The organism is Rossellomorea sp. KS-H15a, assembly GCF_024195245.1.
Lineage (GTDB): Bacteria > Bacillota > Bacilli > Bacillales > Bacillaceae_B > Rossellomorea > Rossellomorea vietnamensis.
In genome coordinates this window covers 2,754,380-2,778,458 of the sequence record NZ_CP096886.1, presented here as the reverse complement: position 1 = coordinate 2,778,458, position 24,079 = coordinate 2,754,380, and the positions used below count along the sequence as shown (strand labels likewise).

The window sequence follows — 24,079 nt, the reverse complement described above, 5'->3', positions numbered from 1 at the left end:
TGATTCCTCCTTTACTTATTTCCAGCGCTGTCTTATTTCCCTTACTACTATTTCAGGACGGTCCCAATGAAGAAGGTGGGTCGTATCCGGAATGCACTTTACTTCTCCCCTTACCTGTACCTTAAAGTTGTCGGCTGTCTTTTTACGGGTTTCAGCAAGATTTTCATGAAGGGATGCTCTTAATAATAAAACCGGATTTTCAATTTTGTGATAAATATCCTCCGCCTCATCTTTGTGCATGGCACGGATGATGTGAGCAGCTGTCTCCCCACGGGCATGCCAATAATATTGCTGGTCATGATAAAGGGAAAGATCTTGAGCGGCCACCATCTTTAAAGAAGACCAATTTAACGTTTCACTCTTAACGAGGGTGAGGAAATCTTCCCATGTTCCCCATGTCTGTTCAAAATCTTTTTCATAATAAGCGACTTCTTCTTCTACGGTTTGTTGTGAATGCCGTTTTCCCTGATAACCTCCATCGATCAACATCAATGCGCTGATCTTATCGGGATATTTGGCTGCATAAAATAGCGCTACAAAGCCCCCCCATGAATGAGACAGGAAATAGAATGAATCGATTTCAAGGAGCTCAATCACTTCATTCAGCCATTCGGCCATGTTATTCATTTCATAATTTTCCCCGCGTTCAAATGGGGTAGTCTTTCCATGACCAGGTGCATCGATGGAAATGATTCTATAGTCTTTCTCTAAATCGTTCGCTATTTCTATAAAGCTGAGTCCTGTGCTTCCCAATCCATGAAGACAAAAAATCACTGGTTTCGCAGGATCTCCCCATTCCGATATGTGTATTTGCTGGAGTTGTTTTTGAATAAAATAACGTTTTATGGTGTTCATCCCCTATGTATTTCTTTCCGTCTCTTATTCTTTTATCTTACCATTATCATCCAACATATTCATGCTAAGTTTTGAAAAAAGGTTTGAAATGGATTTGAACCTAAAAAAGACCCTAAGCAGGGCCTTTCGAAGTGAATCGCTTTTAATTCGGCTCCACATGAACGTGCACATCATACACCTCATGCTTATTCATCAATTCTTCTTCTACCTCGCTTGAAATATCATGTGCCTGTTTTATATCGAGGGTGGACCTCACCAGAATCACTACATCCACGACAGTGTTGTTTCCATAATTTCTTGCCCGAATATCTTTTACACCTTTAACCCCGGGGAGATCGAGGACGGTCTTTTCGTACGATTCTATAAGCTCTTCATCGAATCCGTCCGTTAAGTAATGGGAAGCTTCTATAAAAATGCCCCATGCGGTTTTACAGATGAGAAGGCCGACAATGACTGCCGTGAGGGGATCCAACCAAGGCAAATAAAATTGAGCACCAAGGATACCGATCACCGTGCCGATGCTTACCCATGCATCTGAGAGATTATCTTTTGCTGCAGCCATAAGGGATTGACTATTAATTTTCTGTGCTAATTTTTTGTTGTATCTATAGACAAGGTACATGACGATTGCAGCCCCAATACCAGTCCATGCGGAAATTAGATCCGGTGCCTGGGTTTTTCCGTCAAATACAGATTGAATCGCATTGTATAGCACCTGTATCCCCACTACCATCATAATAAAGGATGCCAGTAAAGAGGCTACACTTTCCGCTTTCCAATGCCCATAAGGATGATCTTGATCGGCTGGCTTCCTTGAATACCTTAGGCCGATAAGTACCGCAACGGAAGCCACGATATCCGTGGCGTTGTTCAAGCCGTCAGCACGTAATGCCTCCGACCCTGCTGATGTTCCAATGAGGAATTTAATAATTGATAACAGTATATAGGCGATAATGCTTATCAGTGCACCACGTTCACCCAGTTTTAACTGATCATATTTTTCTTGGTTCACGATCATTTTCCTCCACATTTAATATGTACCTGAATATCATAGCAACCTCTTCCCATGTGGGTCTATAGCAACCTTCTTTAGTGAAGCTATCTTAATATGAAGAGGTGAACAATGTTTCCAGGAGCAAACTTTTGTGAAGGTATAAAAAAACAGGACCGAAGATGCAGTCCTATTTATAACGATTTTTGACTCATTTAGCCCGTGTAGAAAGGCAGCCTGGATCAACTGCATTTGATTCAGGCTGCCTTTCTACACGAGCTACTTTTCAGCTTTGACTCATTCGGGCGAAACTTTAGTTTCGCCCGAATGAGTCAAAAATCTGAGTCTACTCCAGTCAAAAGTCTAATCTATATTTTTCTATGCTATTAATCTACAATATCAGCTGAAAAACTAGGCTTAGTCAATCCAGCTTCTTCATAAACAGCAGCCATTTTTTCTTCAAATGATGCAAATTGTTCATCAGATTCTGTGTATTCTGCGTTTGCTTCGTCTGAAAGATTTGCAGCTCTGGTTTCATATGATTTTGCAAGATCGTCCAATGCGCCTTGAATTTCGTCTTTCTTTGAATCCAACGCAGCAGGTACTTCGAGCCCTTGAACGTCTTCAGCTACGGTTTTAGCAGAACTTTCAGCATCGGTTTTAAGTTTGGCAATCTCTTCTGCACTTGGTTTATCCTCTTCTTTAGCTTTTGCCGATTCAAACGTGTAAATAGCTGAATCATTGGCATTCACTGTGTTGATGATTTCTTTTTGAAAGTCTAATAGAGCGGATTTCATTTCCATCTCGTCCGATTTTGCACTTTCTTCAGTTGCTTCAGTGTTTGACTCTTTTTCCTCTGTACTACCTTCATCACTACTGCATGCAGCAATAAATAAACTCATAGATAGCAAGAAAAAGGGTAGCATCAATTTTTTCATCTGTAATTCCTCCCCATTCATTCGTTCCTACAATTACATATATTACCTTATAACTTAATATTTGTAAACAAATGGATATCATTTAGTATTAATTGTAATTTTTTTTATATAGACATGCTGATTTCCGTACTTTGACGTTAACTATTAACACGTGGGTATTCTGTTTCTAAAATGTGTATGGAATTCAGTGATTTGGAAACGATGAATAATAACCTATTGCATAAAGGAGGTGTCATTCTTGGTAAAGAAAGAATGTCCTTGTGACCGCTGTACGTGTAAAACGAAAAAAGAATGTGATTGTCCCTGCTGCTGTGAAAAATAAAAAGAAATCCCTGGACGTTGCCCGGGATTTTTTTATTTAAACCATTACTTTTCCCCCGACTATTTCGTCGAAGTATTGAACGGATTTCATTTCTTCATCCATCCATTCTGTTGTTTTCCATGTGTGCTCGATAAAAACCTCTGCAATCATACGTTTTCTTTTTCCGCCAAACGTATAGGCATCTTTAAGTGCCACTACACTTTCGAAAATATGGACCATCAGTTCTGCTATCCTCTTCGCATGATAGGTTTGTGTATCATGATTGGACGTGGTCACTAGTGTCAATAGTTGTTCCAGTTTTAAGATCCCTTCTGTCACGGGAATCGTTAACAAAATGAATTCTTCTGGAACAAGGGATAGCTCTTTTTTCATTTTGGCTAAAAAGTATACATGAGCCCGGTGTTTATTCATTAATCTCAGAACTTCGAGTCCTAGAATATTGGCTGTCCCTTCCCATACCGTCAATACCTGGGCATCCCTGAGTAAACGCGGAAGGACGAAATCTTCAATGTACCCATTTCCACCATGAAGTTCGATTGCTTCATGAGAAAAGTGAATCGCCTGCTCCGCTGATTCTTTCTTCAGTATGGCAATCAGCAAACGATGTAGAACAGATTCTTCCTCTGTTGTAGGAATGTCATCGGACACGACTCGATCATACAAGTGAACGAGATGGAACACGGCACTGGTTTCCACTTCCTGTTTAGAGGCAAGTCGGGTCAAGGATTCTTTTATCATCGGAAAGTGAGCCAGAGGCTGTCCGAACGCTTCACGATGGAATGCGTAATTTCTTGCTTCGAGATAGGCTCTTCTCATAATGCCGATCGATGCAATGGCATTGCAAATCCGGGATAAATTAAGTGCTTCCATCATATAGTAGATGCCTCTATCCGGTTCTCCAACCAGATAGGCGTTTGCACCTTTGAACTCCACCTCCGCTGAAGGCACTGCCCGGACACCCAACTTATCCTTCAGCCTTCGAATGTGGATCCCATTTAGGGAGCCATCATCGTTTCTCCACGGGACAGCAAATAAGCTAAGTCCCTTTGTTCCTTTACCGGATCCCTCTATCCGAGCGAGCACCATTGTCACTCCGCACATCCCTGAATTGGAGGCAAAATATTTTTCTCCCCATAGCTGATAGGATTCACCATCTTGAAGGGCCTTTGTTTCATTTGCGCCGACATCAGACCCTCCCTGTCTCTCAGTTAAAAAAGTCGCCCCCTCATATAATTCAACTTCTCCCGTTGAAAGGACATGTGGAAGGAACCTGGCTTTCACATCAGGAGATGCATACCTCTCAAGAAGGAGGGCCGTTGCCATGGAAAGGGTGACCGGGCAATAGAAACCGGGCTCGCTTTGAGATAAAAGATATCCCTGGGCATAGGAATACATATAATTTCCTTTCGTCCCAAGCCCGGGTATTTCTTTATGGATATACCCGACAATTCCTTTATTGTATGTTTGTTCAACTGTTTTCTTATATCCTTCATTCACCCAGACTTCAGAAATCTCTTCTCCGAATCTGTTGTATTTAATAAGCTTAGGCTGTCCCTCACGATCCGTATGGACGGCCCGTTCATCAATTTCACCTGCACAAAGCTCGCCGAAAGTGTTCAGCTCATGGTCGGCCCACGTAAAAAAATCTTTATCCAGATAGCTTTCAAGGATTTCTTTTAAATGAGGATCTTCCTGATAAAAATTTTCCAGCTTTCTCATAGATTCACCTCCTGAATCATATCCCGTAAAGGCTGTTTCAGTATTTTGCCTGTTGCATTACGCGGGAGTGCATGCAAGGATTCATAGAGTTTTGGAGTTTTATAACTTGCCAGTTTACCCTTCAGGAATTCATTACATACCGTGGAAAGTTCATTCGAGGATAGCGAACTGACGACATACGCTTTAACAGTTTCCCCCCACTCAGGATGGGGGACTCCAACGACTGCCACCTCAGAAATAGCCGGATGCTCCACAAGCAGTTCTTCAATTTCTTTAGGATAAACGTTTACCCCACCGGAAATGATCATATCCTTCTTGCGGTCCACCACCCATATATATCCTTGTTCATCCACTCTGGCAAGATCTCCCGTTTTCAACCATCCATTGATAAAGGCTTCTTCCGTCTTCTCCGGATCTTTATAGTATCCTTTCATATTACCTTCTCCATATAGGAGAATTTCTCCCACCTCATTCGTGTCCACTGGCTTCCCCGCTTCGTTAACAATCTTAATTTCTGTTCCGAGGGCCCCTCTCTTCCCGATACTCCCCCCTTTTTGGTGATGTTCATCTGCTGCTAACAGGGTTCCGCTGGGTCCAGCTTCTGTCAGACCATAAACACAATGGAGGAGGTCCGTCCCCAACCTTTCTTTAATATATGCAATTTCTGCACCGGAGACGGGTGCTCCGCCATAGACCCAATATTTCATAGAAGAAAGATTATACGTATGGATGTTAGGCAGTTTAGATGTAAATAAGTAGGCGACCGGCGCGCCGAAAAAGTGGGTGATCTGTTCTTGCTCTACCAACTTAAGTAGATTCTCAGGGGTAAAGGTCGGTGATAATATATGGGTGGTTCCTACATATGTACCCGCTATCAGGAATAGATGAAGTGGAGCAGAATGACTGAGAGGCATCATATGGAGAATCCTGCTCTCGGGTTTCATCTCAAATTCCACACACATCATGATGGATACCGTTAAAATGTTTCGGTAAGTGAAGAGTACGCCTTTTGGTTGACCTGTCGTACCGGAAGTATAAAGGATGGTAGCATCATCCTCTTCACTCATTGTGCAGTCAACTTCTTCTTTACTCCCTTCATTCAAGATATCCACAAATGACTTCCATGATCCCCGTGTCTTCCCTGTCTTCACACATAAGAGATTACCGGGATCAATGCTTTCTACCGTTTCCCAAACCCGCTCATGGGCAAGGATGGCTCGGGCATCGCTGTGATGGACTATGAATGATAATTCATCAGAAGAAAGCTTTGCATTAACAGGGACTATGATCGCCCCCAACCGCAGGACTGCGAAGTAGCTGATAACAAATTCCGCTGTGTTCGGCATGAACAGCATCACTTTATCCCCAACACCTATCCCCCGCATTTTCAAGCTATTGGCCAACTGATTGACTTTTTCATTCAACTCCCTGTAAGTCATCTCTTCGCCCTCTGTGACAACCGCTTTCCGTGTTGGATATTTCCTGGAATTTCGAGATAATAATTCTGAGATATTCATTCTCGGTTCTCCCCTGACTCGTTTAATTTTTTAAGGAAGTCATCCCTTAAGTCTTCCATTTCATTTCTCATTGTTTCTAGTTCTTGTATGAAATTGGTTATCTCCTTTATTTTCATGTTCCCATATTCGACTGTGCGTTCCAATTGCTTCCTTCCACTTCGATCTTGATCAAACAGGTGAATCATTTCCTTGATTTGCTCTAAAGTAAAACCGAAGCGCTTTCCAAGGAATATTAATGTAAGTCTGGTGACATCACTCTTGGAGTATAGTCTCCTCCCTGAATCACTCCTTTCAGGCTTTAATAAACGAAGTTCCTCATAATATCTGATAGTGCGTGTCGTTACGTTGAACTCCTTTGCTAATTGGGAAATGGTATAAGGCATCATCATCAACTCTTTGTTTGAAAATTTTGATACTTTCATTTTATCATTGACGTTGACGTAAAGTTCAACCGATTTTTTAAAAATAACTACTTTTCGGTCTCCCAAAAAATGAATAGCTTAAGAGTGGGGTTTATTTTCATAAGAAAGGTGGGAAAGTACAAAATAATCAAATAGAAGGGGATGTGAATACATAATGCCAGTTCAAGTACCGAAAGATAAAGGAATTGACCGAACATTGTCGATCTTTATGGATGGTTATGAGTTTATTCAAAAACGTACTCAGAAGCATCATCTAGATGTGTATGAAACAAAAGTTCTTGGTAAGAAGGTCGCTCTTCTAAGCGGTGAATCAGGTGTGAAACTGTTCTATGATAATGAAAAGATGAAGAGGAATGGAGCGATGCCTCCTCACATACTGAACACACTCTTTGGAAAAGGCGGGGTCCAGACGTTAGATGGAAAGTCTCATGAACACAGGAAACGTTTGTTTATGTCACTGATGACACCAGAAGGACTCGATGAATTGCACAAATTGACGACTCGACAGTGGGATGCATATACACGTAAGTGGGAGAAAAAGAATAAAGTCAATCTTTTCAAGGAATCCCTGGAGTTACTTACAAAGGTTGGATGTGAATGGGCTGGTATACCAATCGAAGAGAAAGCAGTACCAAAACGCTCCAAAGATTTAAACAGATTAATTGAAGGTGCATCAAAAATCGGCCCCCAGTATCTTGCAAGTCTACGGGCAAGGAATCGATTGGAAAAATGGATTGAAAGCGTCATTCATATGGTGCGTCAAGGGCAGCAAGAAACCAGGAAAGGGTCTGCCCTCTACGAAATGGCTTTCCACCAAGACCTGAACGGGGACCTTCTTGATAAACAAGTGGCAGCAGTCGAATTAATAAATGTCATTCGCCCTCTTGTAGCCATATCACGTTATCTGGTGTTTGGCGCTGTTGCACTTGAGGAAAATCCGGAGTGGAAAGAAAAGATTCATTCTCATGACGAAGACCTCCGATGTTTCGTTCAGGAAGTGCGTCGCTACTACCCCTTCTTCCCTTTTCTGGCTGCCCTGACAACCAAGGATTTTGAATGGCAGCAATATCATTTTAAAAAAGGTCAAATGGTGATGCTTGATTTGTATGGTACGAATCATGATCCCCGGATCTGGGAGAACCCTGATCATTTCGAACCCGGGCGGTTCAAGGATTACAAGGGCAGTATCTATGAACTGGTCCCACAAGGCGGTGGAGATTATGATACCGGTCATCGTTGTCCAGGTGAATGGCCGACAATTGAAGTCATGAAAGCGAGCTTCTCCTTCATGAGTAAGCATCTTAACTATGAGCTGCCGAAGCAGGATATGAGCTATAGTCTCCGGGAAATCCCAACGCTTCCGAAAAGTGGTTTCGTGATGAAGAAGGTATACAATAAATAACTTTGTTGCGTTTGCACTCTGCAATATCAAACAGCGAGAGGCGGGGTATCATTCCGCCTCTCGCTGTTTGATACAAAATATTGCACTCTACCTAAATGATTTAGTATAGATGATGGGAGCATTCATACAATCCTCTGGATCATCCAATAATTCTATAATGGCTACACCATTTATCTTTGCTTTAATCGTGTCTCCCCTTCCTAAACAGTGCTCGAATCCCTCGGCTAATTTTTCAGGGGAAAGTTTATTGGCCAAAGTACAGTGTGGAATCCAATTTCCAGGAAGATAAAGTGGATTGGCCTTCCGTTTAAAAGAATGAAAATAATTGTAATGAGACGAGTGAAAGTCCAGAAGCTCCCTCGTAACGGTTGGGGAAAGAAAAAGAGTGCCGAAGTTCAAAAAAGATCCTACTGTATTAAATGTGATGCGGAAGGATGCGGTATGTTCATAAAAGGTTTCTAAAGAATCTATGTATGCCTCTTTGTCTAATTCCGTGTAACTGCCTAATGTAATATGAGGACGGGCATCTTTGATTTCTTCTTCATAATAAGAAATGTCCTTAACCGCTAGTTCTTTCCAAATCCCTTTAATCAGCTCTTCTGTTTGCTCATCGAATAGAGCGATGACCCAATACATAGGCAAACCACCTTTCTTCACATACGGAATGTAACATATCCGGTATGTCTAACTCTAACACAGTCTCCCTCAAGATAAACCAAATGTAAACGCTTAAAGATTAACTACATGAATAGTTTGTATATATCCTAAAATTTAATAAAATCTTTGACATCGGTAAGAAAATGATGTAAATTACCTTATGGACGAACATTTATAAAATAAACAAACTTTAATATTCGTGTTTAGGGGTGTAATGATGGAAAATGTATTTGATTACGAAGATATTCAATTAATTCCTGCAAAATGTGTGGTTAACAGCCGTTCTGAATGTGATACGAGTGTAACACTGGGTGGACATACGTTTAAACTGCCAGTAGTCCCAGCCAATATGCAAACCATTATTGATGAAAAAATCGCTGTCTATTTAGCTGAAAATAATTATTTCTATATTATGCATCGTTTTAATCCTGAAGAGCGTGTGTCATTCATTAAAGATATGAAGTCACGTGGATTGATCTCTTCTATTTCAGTAGGGGTAAAGGAAGAAGAGTACGTCTTTGTCGAACAGCTTGCTGAAGAAAAGCTTGTCCCTGAATTCATTACGATCGATATTGCACACGGCCATTCCAATGCCGTCATCAATATGATTCAACATATTAAAAAGCATGTACCTGAAAGCTTTGTGATTGCCGGGAATGTTGGTACACCAGAAGCCGTAAGAGAATTAGAACATGCCGGGGCCGATGCTACCAAGGTTGGAATCGGACCGGGTAAGGTTTGTATTACAAAGATCAAAACAGGCTTTGGTACAGGTGGATGGCAGCTGGCTGCACTGAGATGGTGCGCTAAAGCGGCTACTAAACCTATCATCGCGGATGGAGGCATCCGTACCCATGGTGATGTTGCAAAATCAATCCGCTTTGGTTCCACTATGGTGATGATCGGATCCCTTTTTGCCGGCCATGAAGAATCTCCTGGAGAAACGATTGAAAAAGACGGTAAACTATTCAAAGAATACTTTGGATCTGCATCCGAATTTCAAAAAGGTGAAAAGAAAAACGTTGAAGGAAAGAAAATGTATGTTGAACATAAAGGTTCATTAGAACACACCCTGATTGAAATGGAACAAGATCTTCAATCCTCCATTTCCTATGCCGGGGGAACAAAACTTGAATCCATCCGTACTGTAGATTACGTCGTGGTTAAGAATTCGATCTTTAATGGGGATAAAGTATATTAATCTTTAAAAGGTGAAAGGTGGGCAATGTTTGCTCACCTTTTTTGGTTATATCACAATGAATTCGTAGGAGAAACAGTCTTTCCTGCAGTAACCACATTCGCATGAGGAATTCGACTATTCAATTCTTGGAGTAATTTTTGTGGCTTTTTTAAATTTCCTATTACAATATTGTATTGTGGATACCCCATTTTCACATTCATCCTGGACATGCGTTTTAGCTTATCAGGCATCTTGTCGCGGTATTCCTCTTCATCGATCAGAACGAGCCCAATAAAAGAATTCCGGTAAATTTCGTAAGGAACATAGCTTTCAATATCTTCCCAGCGAATGTGAACGGGTTCATCAGGCAACACATATAAAACCAAATGCTCCATAGTCATGCTTACATGAGGTACATCATTAGAGAGCTTCTTAAAGATCTGAATCAAACAAAAGAGAAAAAACACTCCTCCTAACGCAACAATCCCCCCTATCATATAGTTCGTATCGATAAAGAAAAACTCATACGTTAAATACAAACACAATAGAACAAACAACACACATCCAACCGCAATCAAACTCAACTTCTTCTTAGATTCATAAAAATCAACAACCTTCTCCTCCATGACCAGTCCCCTTCCATAAATATACATATCCAATCTCCTATACCCGAAATTACTATATTTAAACCTAACATTTGAGGGACGGACCTCTAAAGGATTGAAGGCGGGCTCTTTCCTTCCTTCTTCCCGAGGTCCGTCCCTCTGAATGTTTATAGACACCAAAAAAATTATAGCTATAATTAAGTGTAATATGATCTTGGGAGGTTAAGGAACAATGGCGAGACTTATGTTAATGGTGCTTTTGTGTATGGCATTTATGACCAATCCGATTCAACAACAGTCACATCAATCCATATTATCAAGCTTTGATGATGAGCCTACCATTTCGGATCACCTGTTTCTAGCAGATGAAGCCATGATTCTCGACACGGCCCCTTCTCTCGTCCATAAACAAGATGATATTCCTCTTAATAAAATGACCATTACCTTTGACTCGGACTTCGGCATGAAGGCTTTCGAACAACGTCCATTTTGCTTTGAAGTTCTTCCCGATTCGTTGGGTTTTCTAGAAGTGGTCAGGTCCCATTCAAATTACCTCTGAACCTTACATTCCTTTTTCATCATTGTTAATAAGCTTGTTTCTGACAGAAAAGAGATTATTTGTCCTGCATTTTACTAATATAAATTGAAGATATTCGACTGGAGATAGATGAATGTTAAATTATACGACTTTCAATAAAGCGAGGAATATACGATGAATCTGGGATTCGGTGAAATAGCGATTATACTGTTTGTTGCGCTTTTATTCTTTGGACCAAGCAAACTGCCAGAGCTTGGAAAAGCCGCCGGTGCTACCCTCAAAGAATTCAAAAAGGCAGTAAGTGGAATAATGGAAGACGAAGAACAACAAAATCAGCCGCCTTCAAATCAGGAAGACAAGAACAATAATATGTAACCATTACAAGGGACGGACCTCTAGGAGTGATGATTCTTTCGTCATTATTATTCTCTAAGAGGTCCGTCCCTCTTTTATTCCTTTCCGCTATTTTTTCTCTGCAATGATTGTGAATAAACCAGGTATGTTATCTTCAATTCCTATAGGCGCTTTGGCTGGAAACGCCCATCTTATTCCGGCTTCCTCTTCTAATTGAGTAATGGTTAAGCCGGTAGTGCCGATTGCTGTGATGATATCACCAAGTGTCCACCTGCGAATTCTATTCTTAGCTGATGGGTGCAGTGTATCGGTCTTCAATAGTTTCCGGAATGCAACATCCACTTCCTGTGCACCACTATCAAAATAATCGCGTGCTGCCACCATTTTCGTCCCCTTAAGCGTCAATAGCTTGGTAAGCATCGGATGGAAATCCCTCAAGATGAGAGTTCCGCCTTTCTTAAGCATGTTAAAGACGATCGTAAAAACAGGCACCAAATCCACAAAGTAGTGTAGAACCCCAACTTCCAAAATGACAAAATCATAATCTGCTTCTTTCTCTCCAGAGGTGATTTCTACTAAATCAGAAACGATATAACGAATATCGACACCAGCGGCTTCTGCCAATTCCATGGCGTACTTGCTATTTTCTTTCGAAATATCCACCACAGTAACCTCTGCGCCCAATAAAGCAAAGGACACTGCTTTATTACCCTTTGATCCTAGTAGATTGGCAATTCTTTTCCCTCTGATATCTCCCATATGGTTTAGATATTTCATTACTTTCTGTTGTGGATTTTCCATAAGTGTAAGAGCATAATCCTTTGGCGATCCATGACGATTTACCCACGCCTGATAAGCACCATCATTCCATCCTGCCCTATTGATCCTACTAAGCTCACTTTGTCTCAAAATGCCGTCACCTCCAGAAAATCTTTAGAGGGACGGACCTCCCATAACTCTCCACTTTTCCTCCCCGATCCTTGTACAATCAGGTTCTCCACGGGAAACACCTTTTTTGGAGGTCCGTCCCTCCCCTCTAAAAAACACGAACCTGCCTGAGTGCAGGCAAGTTCGTGCTGATTTAATTGAATTTGATGTTTTGTAATGTTTTAATGCTTTGGGTATCCTTCAGTTCTCCGTAGAAGAGAATACTTGGATCTACCTTTATGATTTTCCCAGTGGGAGAAGACCACTCTTTAGTGGATGCTACTAAAAGCGCGTCTTGGTTAATATACGCTTCTGACATCTTTCTATTAGCTGGATGAACAAACGTTATCATCTCTTCCCGTTCGTCAGATCCCAACACGACAAACGGTGTATCCCTTAAGACGAATTCTTCCGCTCCTCCATAGTATTTATGGAAGATTCCCTCCGAAGGAAGTGTAATGTAACTGGTTTGTAACGTTTCTCCCAACTTGAAGAAAGCATCCAGATCGAGTAATTCTTTCTCAATCGTTTGCCCTGAATGTTGATGAATTTCTGCATAAACGGTAAGCACCGGTACTTCCGGCAGGGTCAAGGCGTATTGGTGAAGAATGACACCTTTCATTTTCTCATGCTGCTTAAACTCTGTAGTTAAACAGAGGCCTGACCAACTGTGACCGTTATGATCCACCTTCGTCACTGATTCAATCATTGTCTTCTCTTTCAGCATGGAATACGCACTGATATTTCGGAAGGAGTAGGCAATCCCACCGCCCCATGGGTTCCACCAGGCACGGGGTCCCGGGGTCGGGTATTGATGATCGAGTGCTTCCCTTCCATTCATACTTAATGAATAAATTCCAGGATAATAATCCGATGAGGCCTTAAACGACACCACCCCATTATCAACAGACCAAATATCATCATGTTGTCCGATCTTCACATCGCTTTTTCCTTTAACAAATTTCAAGGAATCCACCCTCGCCGTTTGACTGTTAGACGAAAAATCTCCGGAGATCCATTTTACTCCAGGGGAATTATGTTCAACTTCCACAGTCACTTGAGTGAGAGCATCATCTTTCAATACTTCCTTCACAAGCGTACCACCCTCGTGCCCAACAGTTAAAGTCCCCTGAATATAAGGGGTCATCATGGAATTGAATGAATAATCCTCTATGGCACCGATAGTAGAAACAACATCTCCATTTGCTTTTCCGAAAGTATAAAGAGGGAGTTCCTTCCGCTCGGTTTCATCCCCTACAATGAATTCACGCCACTTCGACCAGTGTTTTGAAGTGTTGATCCCAACCTGGATCGGACCTAAACATAGCTCCTCATGGGCAGGAATCAAATCCATATCATATTCCAAACCTATTCGCCAATCATCTTTTCTGGCAATGGCATTCTCAGGCCAGGATAAACCGATTGTATCCCCGATGGATGCTTCGAGAAACATCCATCGCTCTGAAATAGCTTTATCATCAATATACTCGACGAATGGAACCAGGGACTCATTACACTTCAAGACCCCTTCATTTTGAGGTACTGACAGGCCTTCCAGACTTGTGAACACCGGCTGAATCAAAGAAAGATTCTTCTTTTCCTGATCCCCTGTATTGACCACCTCATGCTTGACTTCCACTAATCCCTCTCCATATATCTTGAAATATGAATTCAGTAATACGGAAGGAAAGGCTTCTGAAATGAGTGATGTTTTCACAACCAATGCCTCAGGTAACTCGATGAATTCAATGGAAGAGGCTTCTTTTTTTGAAAACTCTTCGCTATATGGTTTACCCAATTTGGGAGTGAAAAAGGAAATGGGATCCCTGGTGAAAGCAGTGGAGCCGATTTTCACCATATGATTTCTTTTTTCGATCTCTACATAGTGCGGTCCATTATATCCAAACCAGTGCTCGTCTGTTTCCCCGCCGAATTTCGCCCCGAACCCGGGAAATGCAAATTTCAAAGTAGTCGTAAAGGTAGAGAGGTGTCCGTTTTCCCACTTGACCTCTACGACTATTTCTTCGGATAAAAACCCATTTTTCAACAGTTCAACAGGTATTGGGATGGAAACTCTCCCATTGGCGCCGATTTTCTCGTTCACCTCATGCTCTTCCCAAGAGATCACTTTATTCTCAGGTAATTTGACTGTCCAAGTGGTATCTTCGCCCACCTGACTTTCAAGGTCCAGATAAACGATTCCCTTACTGTGGGGTCTCCAATTCTTTTTAACAGATCTTACGTTCACTTTGCCTGCCTGCTTAGGGTATACCCCCATTTTCAGCGAAAGGGCTTGATTATTTATTTTGATTTCCGCCCCAATCGTGGGGTGGGTTTTCCATGGACCTGGGTCACTTTGAGGCATAGAAACCTTCGCTGTATAATCCCTGATCCATTTGTTTTCGACCTGAAATGTATCTTCGAAAACATGTTCAGCTATCGATGAGGAAACACCTTTTATTGAAACTTCAATCGGTTCCTTGCTGCGATTTTCAACATGATAGTTTACATAATGGTCTTCATTTTCCAGAAGTTTGAATTCCGGTACGTTCATTTGAACTAAATAATCCTGTGTTTCAATTAAGCGAATGCCCCTTCCCGATCGTTCAAATTGAATGCGGACGAACTCTCCATCTGCTTCCCACTTGTATTCATAATACGTGTGTTCATTAACCTTCAAAGCATCCGGTTTGACTTCAATTAAACGCTGACTGGTTTGATACCAATCATGTTTCTCGAAAAAAGGCTTCAAAAGATCGAGTTGAAGCACCATTGGGATGAAATTCATTAAATGAACGGTATCATCACGGTCTTCCCAGAAAAATCCGCATTTCTTATAAAGTGGAACAGCTTTTGTATTTCCAGGCCAGGTAAACAAGTCTAGTCGTGGCCATTGTAATTCAACCGTCTTCTCAATGGCTTTTAAGACAAGCTGTTTACCAATCTTTAACCCCTGATACTTAGGATGGACATTCAGTAACGGAATGTATAATGCACCGGCATCTTCACGATATTCAGAAAGTCCGCAGTATCCTGCAACCTCGTCCCCTACCATGGCTAAAAATAGATGAAGATTGGTGGAACTCTCTTCCTTGTCCTTCACATCCTGTTCTGTTGTAACGGTGGAATCCCCGCCCCAGTTTTCACGACTTTCATTCCACATTTTGGCGATACCTTTTGCTAATCCTTCATGATATTCTACGATTTTCACTTGCTGAAGCATTGTCTTCATAATATCCTCCCAGGCTATGTTTTAATTGAAAGAACCTCATAATCATTGATATTTTGACTTGCATCGACGATTGAAATCATCGTCATCGCCTCCTTTCAATGTGTTGGAAAGATTTTCTTCCCACATCCACAGTGTAAGATTTTATGCGGATTAAGTAAAGAATATTCTAACTAAAAAAATAATTCATTAGTCTTCAAATCATAAAAAGGGAATAATTTCAGACAGACAAGACAACCTACAAGATAAAAAGAGGGTAATGCTTTTGAAATGGATCAGGTTAGTTTCAATTGTTCTTTGTTTGATGGTCATACCGAACCTGTCAATCGGGGACGGTACTCATATCCTTCATGCTCAGCAGGAAATTCCGTCTTATGCAAAATGGGGAAGTCTGGCTGTGAGAAAAACGAAAGAAAGGTATCCTAATGCTGAGATCGTGGATTACCTTCACATTGGAAAAGAGCATGGAACGAAGATTTCAACCGAAAAGTTCAAGTTATGGTTAAGGCAGAATGGTAAAGAATTCGGAGTGTTTATTGATATTCAGTTTGAAACGGAAACCGAGAAACTTCTCGATATTAAATTTAGGGAAACGGATCGCTAGTTTTTTTCAAAAAAAGAGATCAAAGGATTCTTCATCCTTCGATCTCTTTTTGCCACTTTCACCGCCCATATCAATTAGATCTCTTCATTAGGTCTGTTCTTATGTATTTCGGTTGAAGCAGTGGCAACTCCAATAATGGCACCATCCTCGTTTAGAAGGGGGTGAGCATAAACATTGTATGTGATCTCACCAGATGGCAACGGAAGGGTAATGACACGACTGATGGGCATTTTTTCAATCAATACTTCTTCCTTCAGTTTCATCAGGGCACGATTCCCTTCATTATCATCCAGCTCCACATCTGTTTTTCCGATATGATCTTCGGGAATGAGATCAGGAGTATTAAAAATCCATGTGTACCGTAATTGTGTATCACAATGAGCCAGTATGACAGGGGCATTTTGTAAGGCGATGGAGAATGGATTCTCCTCCAGGTTAAAACTTGAAGCATGAAAATCCAGCACTTGACCTAACTTGATCGTCACTTCAGCACTGGGTTTCCGGATTCCATTTTCAATTTGGGCATAATAGGATCTTTCAATAAAGGCTTTTGCAGCTACTTCCTGCTGGGTCATCTTTTTCCTTTTTCTCAACTTAGTAAGCCAAGTTCTTTTATTCAACCCTCAATCCCCCTTCTGAACCATAATGACAGAACAACAAATGAACACTGCATGTTAGAAAGTGTCTAAACAGACACTTTTTTGAGTGCGAATCTTCTGTATAATAAATAGGTAGGAATATATCAAACATCATTCCTTCACCTCTTCAATGAAACACCTTACTTCCTCAAATAGTAACATTGCTTTTGTACTCTTTATTAAAAATCATAACATAGAATCCAACGTTACCTCTATTCTTTTTTCCAAATATATTTACATAATTAGACAACCCTCAAAGTTGATTAATAGTAGGAGGTTATCATATGCCTATGAAGGCCGTTCAGGACGAAGATAAATATCTTGATTTCATTAATCGTATCGTCGAGTCAAAATCAGGGCTGATTCAGGAGAGAGCGAATATAGACCCTTCCTATTCGAATATTGTCGAAGTATCCCTTAGAAAGTGGAGAGGCGATTCCATCGAGGTACTGGCTGATTCATTGCGAATGGCTAAGCATCCAGGAAACATCGAAAAGTGGGCTTGTTCTTCTGTTACGCTATTCAAGCAGCTGGACGTTTCTCTTGAAGTTGCGATAAACGATCTTCATTACTTTCGCAAAATGATCGGAGAAGTGATTAAAGCAGAGGCGATCGATCAGGAGCTGTCGATTGAAACGTTCTACGATTTACTTTCTCACTTTCATACAGGGGTGGACCGGGCCATTTTTCGAATCACGATCGCTTATTCTCATCCCCTTTCGGATTCGATCAGTGCTGAGCTGTCCATCCCCATCGTCAAGGTGACCAATTCGATTGCCATTCTTCCACTTATTGGAGACATTGATGCCTCACGATCGAAAGATTTAATGGAAAGGGCCCTCACAAAAGGGTCTGCAATGGGTTTACACTATCTGATTATTGATCTATCGGGTGTTACGGTTGTTGACACGATGGTGGCAGACCAATTATTTAAAGTGGTGGCAGCCCTTAAATTAGCCGGAATTCAGGCAGTTTTGACAGGGATTCGACCAGAAATTGCTCAAACCATGGTTAATCTGGGAATTGTCATCACGCATATCCCAACATTCGCCAGTCTCCATACTGCCCTCATACATTTACAAAAAAGCAAGAGCATCCATAAGGGTTAGGGTGCTCTTGCTTTTTTCATGCTCCATCACAAATCAAACGTTGCCTTCGCTATCTAATACATTAGAGAATATTTTTTAGTTCAAGAGGAAAATTGAGGATATGAAATTTCCGGGAACCATGATCAACTCGGAATGAAATGAATGAAAAAGGATGGTGTGCATGACTGATAAGAAAGCGCTATGTTCAAGTGAGCTGGCTACTTTGTGGATGACATATCAACAAAAGACAATGACTCAGCGTATACTTGAGGTATTTAATAGAGAAAGCGGACGATGAGGAAGCAAAACATATCCTGGTTGATACACATACAAATGTGAAAGAATACGTCGGAAGGCTAACCTCTTTGTTCGAAGAGGAGGGATGTGTGATTCCCCGCGGGTTTAACGAAGAGGATGTAAATCCCGGGGTTCCTAAACTATTTGATCACCACTTCGATATTGTGTTTCTTAGGCAGCTTAATGCCATCAGTATGGGGTTACATACGTTACACGTCAATATGTCATACCGGAAAGATCTTATCCTCTTATACAAAGAGTTGACCGGCTTCACTCAATCTGTATATGAAAAGTGCATGGACTACTTACGCCAAAAGGATGTTCTACCTGGGTCTCCTGCCGTGACACTCCCAAAATCCATCGAATTTGCTCAAAGTCCTAATTATATGGCTGGTTTCAACATCTTTTCGGATAAAAGGGTGTTGAATACGGTAGAAGTTGCCTACCTTTATTTTGGGATAGAATCAAATACTTTGGGAATGCAGATGATGACGGGCTTTGCCCAGGTGGCAAATGAATCGGAAGTAAAGAAATACTTCATTAAAGGAAAAGAATTATCAAAGAAAATCGTAAGCGACTATTCTAAACTGCTGCTGGAAAGTGATATCCAAGCCCCTTCTTCACCCGGAGCGAAAGCAACCGATTCAACGGTTGCGCCCTTTTCAGATAAGCTCATGATGTATTGCACCTCCCTTTTCACTAATTTCGGCTTGGGGAGCAATGCCCTGGGAACTGCTTTCAGCTTACGCAGCGATCTTCCAGTCAAGCTGGCTTCGACTGCAAAGGACATTTTAGCTTATGGGCATGATGGAGGTAAAATAATGGCCAAGAACGGTTGGATGGAACAGCCTCCAAGTATGGAAGATCGAAATAAGCTATTTAAATAGTTTGTATTGTTTTTATTTTCGCCATAAAACAGACAAAAGCAGATGTGCCATCATTCATATGGCTCACCTGCTTTTTTAGCTGTTATCTTTGATTAAAAAATCGTAAATCATTTTCCCGATCTGAGCAATCGTGTCTTTCCCTGATTCGGTCTCTCCCAGTCCATCGATAAGTACCGCTATATAAGCCGTTTTCTCCCGGAACTTGATAATGGCGCAATCATGCTCAACCCCGGGCAATTCTCCTGTCTTGTTTCCGATATATACTGCTTCCCTGTCCATTCTCGATGGGAGTTTGGTATCAAATTGTTGCTGCCCTAAAATATGCAGCATTTTCCCCCTGCTCGTCTGACAGTATTCCTTACCAATGTCCAATACCTTCAAACAGGTAATGATATCGAGTGCCGAGGTATAGTTATTCACCCCATGCTCCAAAGCTTCGAAATCCATCATTTTCCTAAGAAACCTGGTATGCTTTAATTTTAATGAATGGCAAAGCTCTTGTATGGCATTCGAACCAAGCCGATCGATAAGAAAATTTGTGGCAGTATTATCGGAAACGATGATCATAAGCGTAACAAGGTCCTCTATAGTTAGGGTAAGTTGATCTGAAAGTGACACAAGAACTCCAGCCCCGCCAACTCTCCCCTCTTTAGGAATTGTAACTATATCACTAAGGAAAATGTCCCCTTCCTGTGCTTGACGGAAAGTTTCGAGTAAAATGGGGATCTTAATTAAACTGGCAGCTGAATAAGAGCGGTCCCCATCAATGTGGAAGGAGTGGGATGGAAGCTCAACGGCCACGCTCACCCTTCCTTTACAGCGAACCATTATTTCCCTTATTTTATATTCCAGTACATTCTTCATTTATTTTCTTCATTCCCTTACTTTGTGACTGCCACTTCGTCATGTTTCATTGTGATTTCCTTGTCGTAAAGGTGACAAGCTACAAAATGCCTTTCCTCTACTTCCTGCCATTTAGGTTTATGGGTGGCACACGCTTCCATGGCAGCCGGGCAGCGGGTTCTGAACACACAGCCAGTCGGGGGATTGATCGGACTTGGTATTTCTCCCTGTATGATCATCCTTTCACGTGAATCCTCCACATCCGGATCGGGAATCGGTATCGCGGAAAGCAATGCCTGAGTATAGGGGTGGAGAGGTTTCTTATATAACTCTTTACTTTCGGTAAGTTCAACGATATGGCCTAGATACATCACACCTATACGGTTACTGATGTGTTTGACCATCGAAAGGTCATGTGCAATAAAGAGAAAGGTGAGGCCCTTTTCTTTTTGCAGTTTCGTTAATAAGTTTACAATTTGTGCCTGTACAGAAACATCAAGTGCAGAAATAGGCTCGTCTGCAATAATGAAATCCGGATCAAGGGCAAGTGCCCTTGCAATGCCAATACGTTGACGCTGGCCCCCGCTGAATTCGTGAGGATAACGATTGGCATGATCACGATTAAGCCCTACGTCCTCCAGAAGTTGATAAATGCGTTCCATCTGCTTTCTTTTATCCTTGAATAAGTTGTGTGCCTCCATAGGTTCAGCTATGATTTCCCTTACGGTTGAGCGGGGGTTCAGAGATGCATATGGATCTTGGAAGATCATCTGCATATTCCTGTAAAATGATTGTTTCTCCTTATCCGAAAGTCTGTGTACGTTTTTACCGTCATATAAGACCTCCCCTTCTGTCCGGTCGTATAAACCGATAATGGTGCGACCGGTCGTGGACTTTCCACAACCGGATTCCCCCACCAATCCGAAGGTTTCTCCTTTATATATATCAAATGAAATACCGTCCACGGCTTTTAATGTCTTTCCCTTTTCCAGGTGGAAGTATTTCTTCAATTCTTTCACTTCGAGTAACGCATGATTCGTCATGGGGATTCCTCCGTTTCTTCCCAGTAGCGTCTGGCTGCGCACAACTCTTTTTCATAATACGTTCCATTAAATGATAGAATCTCTATTGTTTTCCCGGTGTTGGGGGAGTGTATCATCTTACCTTCACCATAATAGATGGCAACGTGATGAATGCTGCCTTTTCCTTCCTCGTATGCGAAGAACAAGAGGTCACCAGGTAATAAGCGATCCAACGGTACCTCTCTCCCCTCTTTTGCCTGGTCATTTGCATCCCTTGGAATCAAGTACCCCTGTGTTTTGCACATCGTGTAGCTGAATCCAGAGCAATCAAACCCGTAGCTTGACATCCCGCCCCATAAATAAGGAAGATCAAGGAATAATTCTCCTGATGAGACGATGTCCTGGCCACTTCCCCTTCGATCATTCACTTTCGATTTAGATACCAGGATATCTGTCTGCCTTAAAAACCTTGTGCCCAAAGGAGTCTCCACTTCTACTAATTCATCATGCTCTTTCACAATCGGTAAACTGGTTTGAAAGCTGAGTTCTAATTCGGCTTCATTCTCTTTATTGATCAAGTCCGTAAATTTACTTATGACAATGGCATATGTGTCCCCTTGGGCTGACTCTCCCGGTATTAGCTGAACACTCGGGATCCAGCCGGGGTACCCGCGTCCGTCTTTTGAAGATGATTGATCCGGTATGAGGACATGGGACCAACCGTTACTCTCTTCCAACACGAATACTTCCTGACCGAATAATGCTTGAGATTGTATACGGTTCTCATCACAAAGTGCTAAGCGCGTATCATACGTTAAAGAGTCCAACCAATCTGTAATATGAGCAGGATTGGTTATGGCGGGTGTATCCAAGTCACGTGCAGAATCACTATTTGTCCATAGAGTTGCTACAGGTACTGCAATTTGCGCCTTAGTCGTCATTTGATTTCCCCCTCTATTCATACTTTTACTCTCTCTATTCCAAGACCGGCTTTTGTCGGCAACATAATCTTCCGGCCGTTATAAAGTATTCCCCCGACTACGATATCATCAGCCAGCATGAGTGGTGCATCGAAATCAAACCGAGTGACATTTTTCCTGCTTGCCGCAAAGTGGGCTGCAGCCGTTATTCCCAGTCTGGTTTCAATCATGCTGCCCACCATACATTCAACTCCGCACACTTCCGCTAGGTCGTTTATTTTCTGAGCTTGATAGATTCCCCCCGCTTTCATGAGTTTAATATTGATGAGATCGGCACTTCGTGTTTTTAATACTTCAAAGGCTTCATACGGAGTGAACACACTTTCATCAGCCATGATCAGGGTTTCGACCTCATCCGTGACCATCTTCAAGCCTTCAATGTCATGCGCGGGGACTGGCTGCTCAACTAATTCGATATTCAGGTCAAGATCCTCCATCTTGCGAATCGCTCTGATTGCGGCTTTTGATTCCCATCCTTGATTGGCATCAAGGCGGATTTTGACATCATAACCGATTCGTTGGCGGATTTCGTGAATTCTTTTTATATCTGTTTCGATTTCATCTTTGCCTACCTTCACTTTCAGTACATCAAACCCTTTATTTACATAAGCTGATGCGTCATCACCCATTTCTTTCGGGTTGTTCACACTCACCGTATAATCTGTCTCAAGCTCATCCCTGTACCCTCCCAGAAATTGATAGAGTGGCAAGTGACAATGTTGAGCCAGGCAATCATAAATGGCCATATCCACTGCAGCCTTCGCACTGGTATTCCTGATGAGTAGCGAGTGAAGATGTTGAAAAAGATTCTCATGGTTTAATAGGTTTTTGCCCATTATCGCGGGTTTGATTACTTGTTGGATGCTATGTTCGATGCTGGATAAACTTTCTCCCGTAATTACCACGGTAGGAGGTGCCTCCCCCCAGCCGATGACCCCGTTGTCGCAAGTCAGTTTGACAACGATGGCTTCCGCCACTGTCACCGTACGCAAAGCGGTCTTAAAAGGGGTATGTAAAGGGACGGCTGTCCTGAACGTTTCAAGTTGATGGATCTTCACTCGTTCTCACCCTCGCTTATGCCTGATTCGATTATAAATGAATGTTCAAATGTATTCATTGTTCCAATACTCCCCACCGGAATGGCTATATTAGGTGAAGAATGACCGATATTAAAACCTTTTAGAGCAGGTTTTCCGGCATTCGCAATATGTTCTGTCAGAACTTCATCAAGAGTCAGGGAACGTTCGCGCTTCTTAGGCACGCAGTTCTTAAAGTCACCAATGATGATTCCGGAAGCATCTTTAAATTTATTGGCCATTTTCAACTGATTCAGCATTCGATCGACTTGATAGGGCTCCTCATCGATATCTTCAATAAAAATGATCTTTCCCTTGGTATTCACTTCGAAGGGTGTCCCCAATGTGCTCACAAGCAGGGTGAGGTTCCCGCCAATCACGTGGCCGGTCGCTACACCTTCTGAGACCGTCTCAAGTTTGGTTTTGGCATACGTATAGTCAATATCTTCCGTATGAAACAACTGTCGGAAAGATTCCTTTGAGGCTTCATGAACGTCCTCGAGTCCGATATCGGAACTTAGCATCGGTCCATGGAAGGTCACGAGACCTGTTTGTTGGTGAATGGTCGTATGTAAAAAAGTAATATCACTGTATCCCCAAAAAATTTTCGGGTTTTGGCGGATCAGTTCGAAATCCAATCTTGAAACAATACGTCCCGTTCCAAAACCTCCACATGCACAGAAAATGGCTTTCACATCCTGATCTGCAAACATCTTATGGATATCATCTATTCTCTCTGTGTCGTTACCTGCTAAGTACCCATATTTCTTATGTACCGAGTTCCCAACCTTTACTTCCAATCCTAATTCTTCAAGGAACCGTATTCCTTTTTTCAATGGTTCTGATTTTGGCGGGCTTGCAGGAGCTATGACCCCTACCTTATCCCCTTTTTTTAGTTTAGAAGGTTTCATCATCATATGTTCCGGACCCCTTTCGTAGAAAAAGAGGGAGTGGGCGCATGGCCATAAAGTGTGCCGGCGCGCCCCTC

General features: G+C 41.9%; 22 protein-coding genes and 1 pseudogene. 7 read left to right on the top strand and 16 right to left on the bottom strand.

Features of this window, described 5'->3' with window-relative positions; translation table 11 throughout:
- Nucleotides 1-15: 15 nt before the first annotated feature.
- The 6 genes from M1J35_RS14075 to M1J35_RS14050 form a co-directional block, all read right to left on the bottom strand.
- Entirely contained in the window at nucleotides 16-846 is an 831-nt protein-coding gene (locus tag M1J35_RS14075) for an alpha/beta fold hydrolase (protein ID WP_254653766.1), read from the bottom strand.
- A gap of 151 nt (nucleotides 847-997) precedes the next feature.
- Complete coding sequence (locus M1J35_RS14070) at nucleotides 998-1,867, bottom strand: cation diffusion facilitator family transporter (protein WP_305882316.1); 870 nt, start codon at nucleotides 1,865-1,867, stop codon at nucleotides 998-1,000.
- 365 nt (nucleotides 1,868-2,232) lie between these two features.
- Complete coding sequence (locus tag M1J35_RS14065; RefSeq protein ID WP_224520001.1) at nucleotides 2,233-2,784, bottom strand: Hsp70 family protein; 552 nt, start codon at nucleotides 2,782-2,784, stop codon at nucleotides 2,233-2,235.
- A 358-nt stretch (nucleotides 2,785-3,142) separates the two neighbouring features.
- On the bottom strand, nucleotides 3,143-4,825 hold the full coding sequence (locus M1J35_RS14060; RefSeq protein WP_224520002.1) for an acyl-CoA dehydrogenase family protein: 1,683 nt from the start codon (nucleotides 4,823-4,825) through the stop codon (nucleotides 3,143-3,145).
- Nucleotides 4,822-6,342, bottom strand: coding sequence for a class I adenylate-forming enzyme family protein (locus M1J35_RS14055; protein ID WP_224520003.1), 1,521 nt, complete (start codon nucleotides 6,340-6,342; stop codon nucleotides 4,822-4,824). Before M1J35_RS14055 ends, M1J35_RS14060 begins: the two co-directional genes overlap by 4 nt.
- On the bottom strand, nucleotides 6,339-6,764 hold the full coding sequence (locus M1J35_RS14050; protein ID WP_371928675.1) for a MerR family transcriptional regulator: 426 nt from the start codon (nucleotides 6,762-6,764) through the stop codon (nucleotides 6,339-6,341). The genes M1J35_RS14055 and M1J35_RS14050 overlap by 4 nt, the downstream gene beginning before the upstream one ends.
- Before the next feature lie 154 nt (nucleotides 6,765-6,918).
- Here M1J35_RS14050 and M1J35_RS14045 point away from each other — a divergent pair, with 154 nt between their 5' ends.
- Nucleotides 6,919-8,166, top strand: coding sequence for a CYP152 family fatty-acid peroxygenase CypC (locus M1J35_RS14045; RefSeq protein ID WP_254651515.1), 1,248 nt, complete (start codon nucleotides 6,919-6,921; stop codon nucleotides 8,164-8,166).
- A gap of 87 nt (nucleotides 8,167-8,253) precedes the next feature.
- On the opposite strand, the gene M1J35_RS14040 is transcribed toward M1J35_RS14045, so the two are convergent.
- The gene (locus tag M1J35_RS14040; RefSeq protein WP_254651514.1) at nucleotides 8,254-8,802 is read right to left on the bottom strand and encodes a 2'-5' RNA ligase family protein; all 549 of its coding nucleotides are present in this window, start codon (nucleotides 8,800-8,802) and stop codon (nucleotides 8,254-8,256) included.
- 238 nt (nucleotides 8,803-9,040) lie between these two features.
- On the opposite strand from M1J35_RS14040, the gene guaC reads away from it, so the two are divergent.
- Nucleotides 9,041-10,024 (top strand): GMP reductase, encoded by a 984-nt coding sequence (gene guaC / locus M1J35_RS14035; RefSeq protein WP_305882345.1) that lies wholly within the window; start codon nucleotides 9,041-9,043, stop codon nucleotides 10,022-10,024.
- Nucleotides 10,025-10,074: 50 nt separating this feature from the next.
- Here guaC and M1J35_RS14030 read toward each other — a convergent pair whose 3' ends face one another.
- Entirely contained in the window at nucleotides 10,075-10,629 is a 555-nt protein-coding gene (locus M1J35_RS14030; RefSeq protein WP_224520006.1) for an STM3941 family protein, read from the bottom strand.
- Nucleotides 10,630-10,840: 211 nt separating this feature from the next.
- Between M1J35_RS14030 and M1J35_RS14025 the strand changes: the two genes are divergently transcribed.
- The gene (locus M1J35_RS14025; protein WP_224520007.1) at nucleotides 10,841-11,167 is read left to right on the top strand and encodes a hypothetical protein; all 327 of its coding nucleotides are present in this window, start codon (nucleotides 10,841-10,843) and stop codon (nucleotides 11,165-11,167) included.
- 153 nt (nucleotides 11,168-11,320) lie between these two features.
- On the top strand, nucleotides 11,321-11,521 hold the full coding sequence (locus M1J35_RS14020; protein WP_254651512.1) for a twin-arginine translocase TatA/TatE family subunit: 201 nt from the start codon (nucleotides 11,321-11,323) through the stop codon (nucleotides 11,519-11,521).
- Between the two features lie 87 nt (nucleotides 11,522-11,608).
- Here the strand turns inward: M1J35_RS14020 and M1J35_RS14015 are convergent, their stop codons facing one another.
- Together M1J35_RS14015 and M1J35_RS14010 are read right to left on the bottom strand one after the other, a co-directional pair.
- The gene (locus M1J35_RS14015) at nucleotides 11,609-12,409 is read right to left on the bottom strand and encodes a class I SAM-dependent methyltransferase (RefSeq protein ID WP_254651511.1); all 801 of its coding nucleotides are present in this window, start codon (nucleotides 12,407-12,409) and stop codon (nucleotides 11,609-11,611) included.
- A 172-nt stretch (nucleotides 12,410-12,581) separates the two neighbouring features.
- Nucleotides 12,582-15,659 (bottom strand): GNAT family N-acetyltransferase, encoded by a 3,078-nt coding sequence (locus M1J35_RS14010; RefSeq protein WP_254651510.1) that lies wholly within the window; start codon nucleotides 15,657-15,659, stop codon nucleotides 12,582-12,584.
- Between the two features lie 256 nt (nucleotides 15,660-15,915).
- On the opposite strand from M1J35_RS14010, the gene M1J35_RS14005 reads away from it, so the two are divergent.
- Complete coding sequence (locus M1J35_RS14005; RefSeq protein ID WP_371928674.1) at nucleotides 15,916-16,260, top strand: DUF3889 domain-containing protein; 345 nt, start codon at nucleotides 15,916-15,918, stop codon at nucleotides 16,258-16,260.
- Nucleotides 16,261-16,334: 74 nt separating this feature from the next.
- On the opposite strand, the gene M1J35_RS14000 is transcribed toward M1J35_RS14005, so the two are convergent.
- Nucleotides 16,335-16,880 carry a helix-turn-helix domain-containing protein gene (locus M1J35_RS14000; protein ID WP_224520011.1) on the bottom strand — a complete coding sequence of 182 codons (546 nt, stop codon included), beginning with the start codon at nucleotides 16,878-16,880 and terminating at the stop codon, nucleotides 16,335-16,337.
- 302 nt (nucleotides 16,881-17,182) lie between these two features.
- Between M1J35_RS14000 and M1J35_RS13995 the strand changes: the two genes are divergently transcribed.
- Together M1J35_RS13995 and M1J35_RS13990 are read left to right on the top strand one after the other, a co-directional pair.
- Complete coding sequence (locus M1J35_RS13995) at nucleotides 17,183-18,007, top strand: STAS domain-containing protein (RefSeq protein ID WP_254651509.1); 825 nt, start codon at nucleotides 17,183-17,185, stop codon at nucleotides 18,005-18,007.
- 160 nt (nucleotides 18,008-18,167) lie between these two features.
- A pseudogene (locus M1J35_RS13990) lies at nucleotides 18,168-19,170 on the top strand (DUF3231 family protein).
- 75 nt (nucleotides 19,171-19,245) lie between these two features.
- Here the strand turns inward: M1J35_RS13990 and M1J35_RS13985 are convergent.
- From M1J35_RS13985 to M1J35_RS13965, 5 genes are read right to left on the bottom strand one after another with little or no spacing between them, the layout of a single operon-like run.
- Nucleotides 19,246-20,034: a serine hydrolase gene (locus tag M1J35_RS13985; protein ID WP_224520013.1), complete on the bottom strand. Its 789-nt coding sequence runs from the start codon at nucleotides 20,032-20,034 to the stop codon at nucleotides 19,246-19,248.
- A gap of 17 nt (nucleotides 20,035-20,051) precedes the next feature.
- Nucleotides 20,052-21,056, bottom strand: coding sequence for an ABC transporter ATP-binding protein (locus M1J35_RS13980; protein ID WP_224520014.1), 1,005 nt, complete (start codon nucleotides 21,054-21,056; stop codon nucleotides 20,052-20,054).
- A complete protein-coding gene (locus M1J35_RS13975; RefSeq protein ID WP_224520015.1) occupies nucleotides 21,053-21,976 on the bottom strand; it encodes a C40 family peptidase in 924 nt (307 codons plus the stop codon). Before M1J35_RS13975 ends, M1J35_RS13980 begins: the two co-directional genes overlap by 4 nt.
- Before the next feature lie 17 nt (nucleotides 21,977-21,993).
- Nucleotides 21,994-23,073, bottom strand: a complete 1,080-nt coding sequence (locus M1J35_RS13970; protein ID WP_254651508.1) for a mandelate racemase/muconate lactonizing enzyme family protein — start codon at nucleotides 23,071-23,073, stop codon at nucleotides 21,994-21,996.
- Nucleotides 23,070-24,008 (bottom strand): S66 peptidase family protein, encoded by a 939-nt coding sequence (locus tag M1J35_RS13965; protein WP_254651507.1) that lies wholly within the window; start codon nucleotides 24,006-24,008, stop codon nucleotides 23,070-23,072. Before M1J35_RS13965 ends, M1J35_RS13970 begins: the two co-directional genes overlap by 4 nt.
- Nucleotides 24,009-24,079 lie beyond the last annotated feature (71 nt).

Coding starts and splice junctions, on each gene's coding strand:
- M1J35_RS14055 (WP_224520003.1), bottom strand. CDS start 6,342: ATGAATATCTCAGAATTATTATCTCGAAATTCCAGGAAATATCCAACA.
- M1J35_RS14025 (WP_224520007.1), top strand. CDS start 10,841: ATGGCGAGACTTATGTTAATGGTGCTTTTGTGTATGGCATTTATGACC.
- M1J35_RS14060 (WP_224520002.1), bottom strand. CDS start 4,825: ATGAGAAAGCTGGAAAATTTTTATCAGGAAGATCCTCATTTAAAAGAA.
- M1J35_RS14030 (WP_224520006.1), bottom strand. CDS start 10,629: ATGGAGGAGAAGGTTGTTGATTTTTATGAATCTAAGAAGAAGTTGAGT.
- M1J35_RS14020 (WP_254651512.1), top strand. CDS start 11,321: ATGAATCTGGGATTCGGTGAAATAGCGATTATACTGTTTGTTGCGCTT.
- M1J35_RS14040 (WP_254651514.1), bottom strand. CDS start 8,802: ATGTATTGGGTCATCGCTCTATTCGATGAGCAAACAGAAGAGCTGATT.
- M1J35_RS14065 (WP_224520001.1), bottom strand. CDS start 2,784: ATGAAAAAATTGATGCTACCCTTTTTCTTGCTATCTATGAGTTTATTT.
- M1J35_RS13975 (WP_224520015.1), bottom strand. CDS start 21,976: ATGACGACTAAGGCGCAAATTGCAGTACCTGTAGCAACTCTATGGACA.
- M1J35_RS14005 (WP_371928674.1), top strand. CDS start 15,916: ATGCTTTTGAAATGGATCAGGTTAGTTTCAATTGTTCTTTGTTTGATG.
- M1J35_RS13965 (WP_254651507.1), bottom strand. CDS start 24,008: ATGATGATGAAACCTTCTAAACTAAAAAAAGGGGATAAGGTAGGGGTC.
- M1J35_RS14010 (WP_254651510.1), bottom strand. CDS start 15,659: ATGAAGACAATGCTTCAGCAAGTGAAAATCGTAGAATATCATGAAGGA.
- M1J35_RS13985 (WP_224520013.1), bottom strand. CDS start 20,034: ATGAAGAATGTACTGGAATATAAAATAAGGGAAATAATGGTTCGCTGT.
- guaC (WP_305882345.1), top strand. CDS start 9,041: ATGGAAAATGTATTTGATTACGAAGATATTCAATTAATTCCTGCAAAA.
- M1J35_RS13995 (WP_254651509.1), top strand. CDS start 17,183: ATGCCTATGAAGGCCGTTCAGGACGAAGATAAATATCTTGATTTCATT.
- M1J35_RS14050 (WP_371928675.1), bottom strand. CDS start 6,764: ATGAAAGTATCAAAATTTTCAAACAAAGAGTTGATGATGATGCCTTAT.
- M1J35_RS14045 (WP_254651515.1), top strand. CDS start 6,919: ATGCCAGTTCAAGTACCGAAAGATAAAGGAATTGACCGAACATTGTCG.
- M1J35_RS13980 (WP_224520014.1), bottom strand. CDS start 21,056: ATGACGAATCATGCGTTACTCGAAGTGAAAGAATTGAAGAAATACTTC.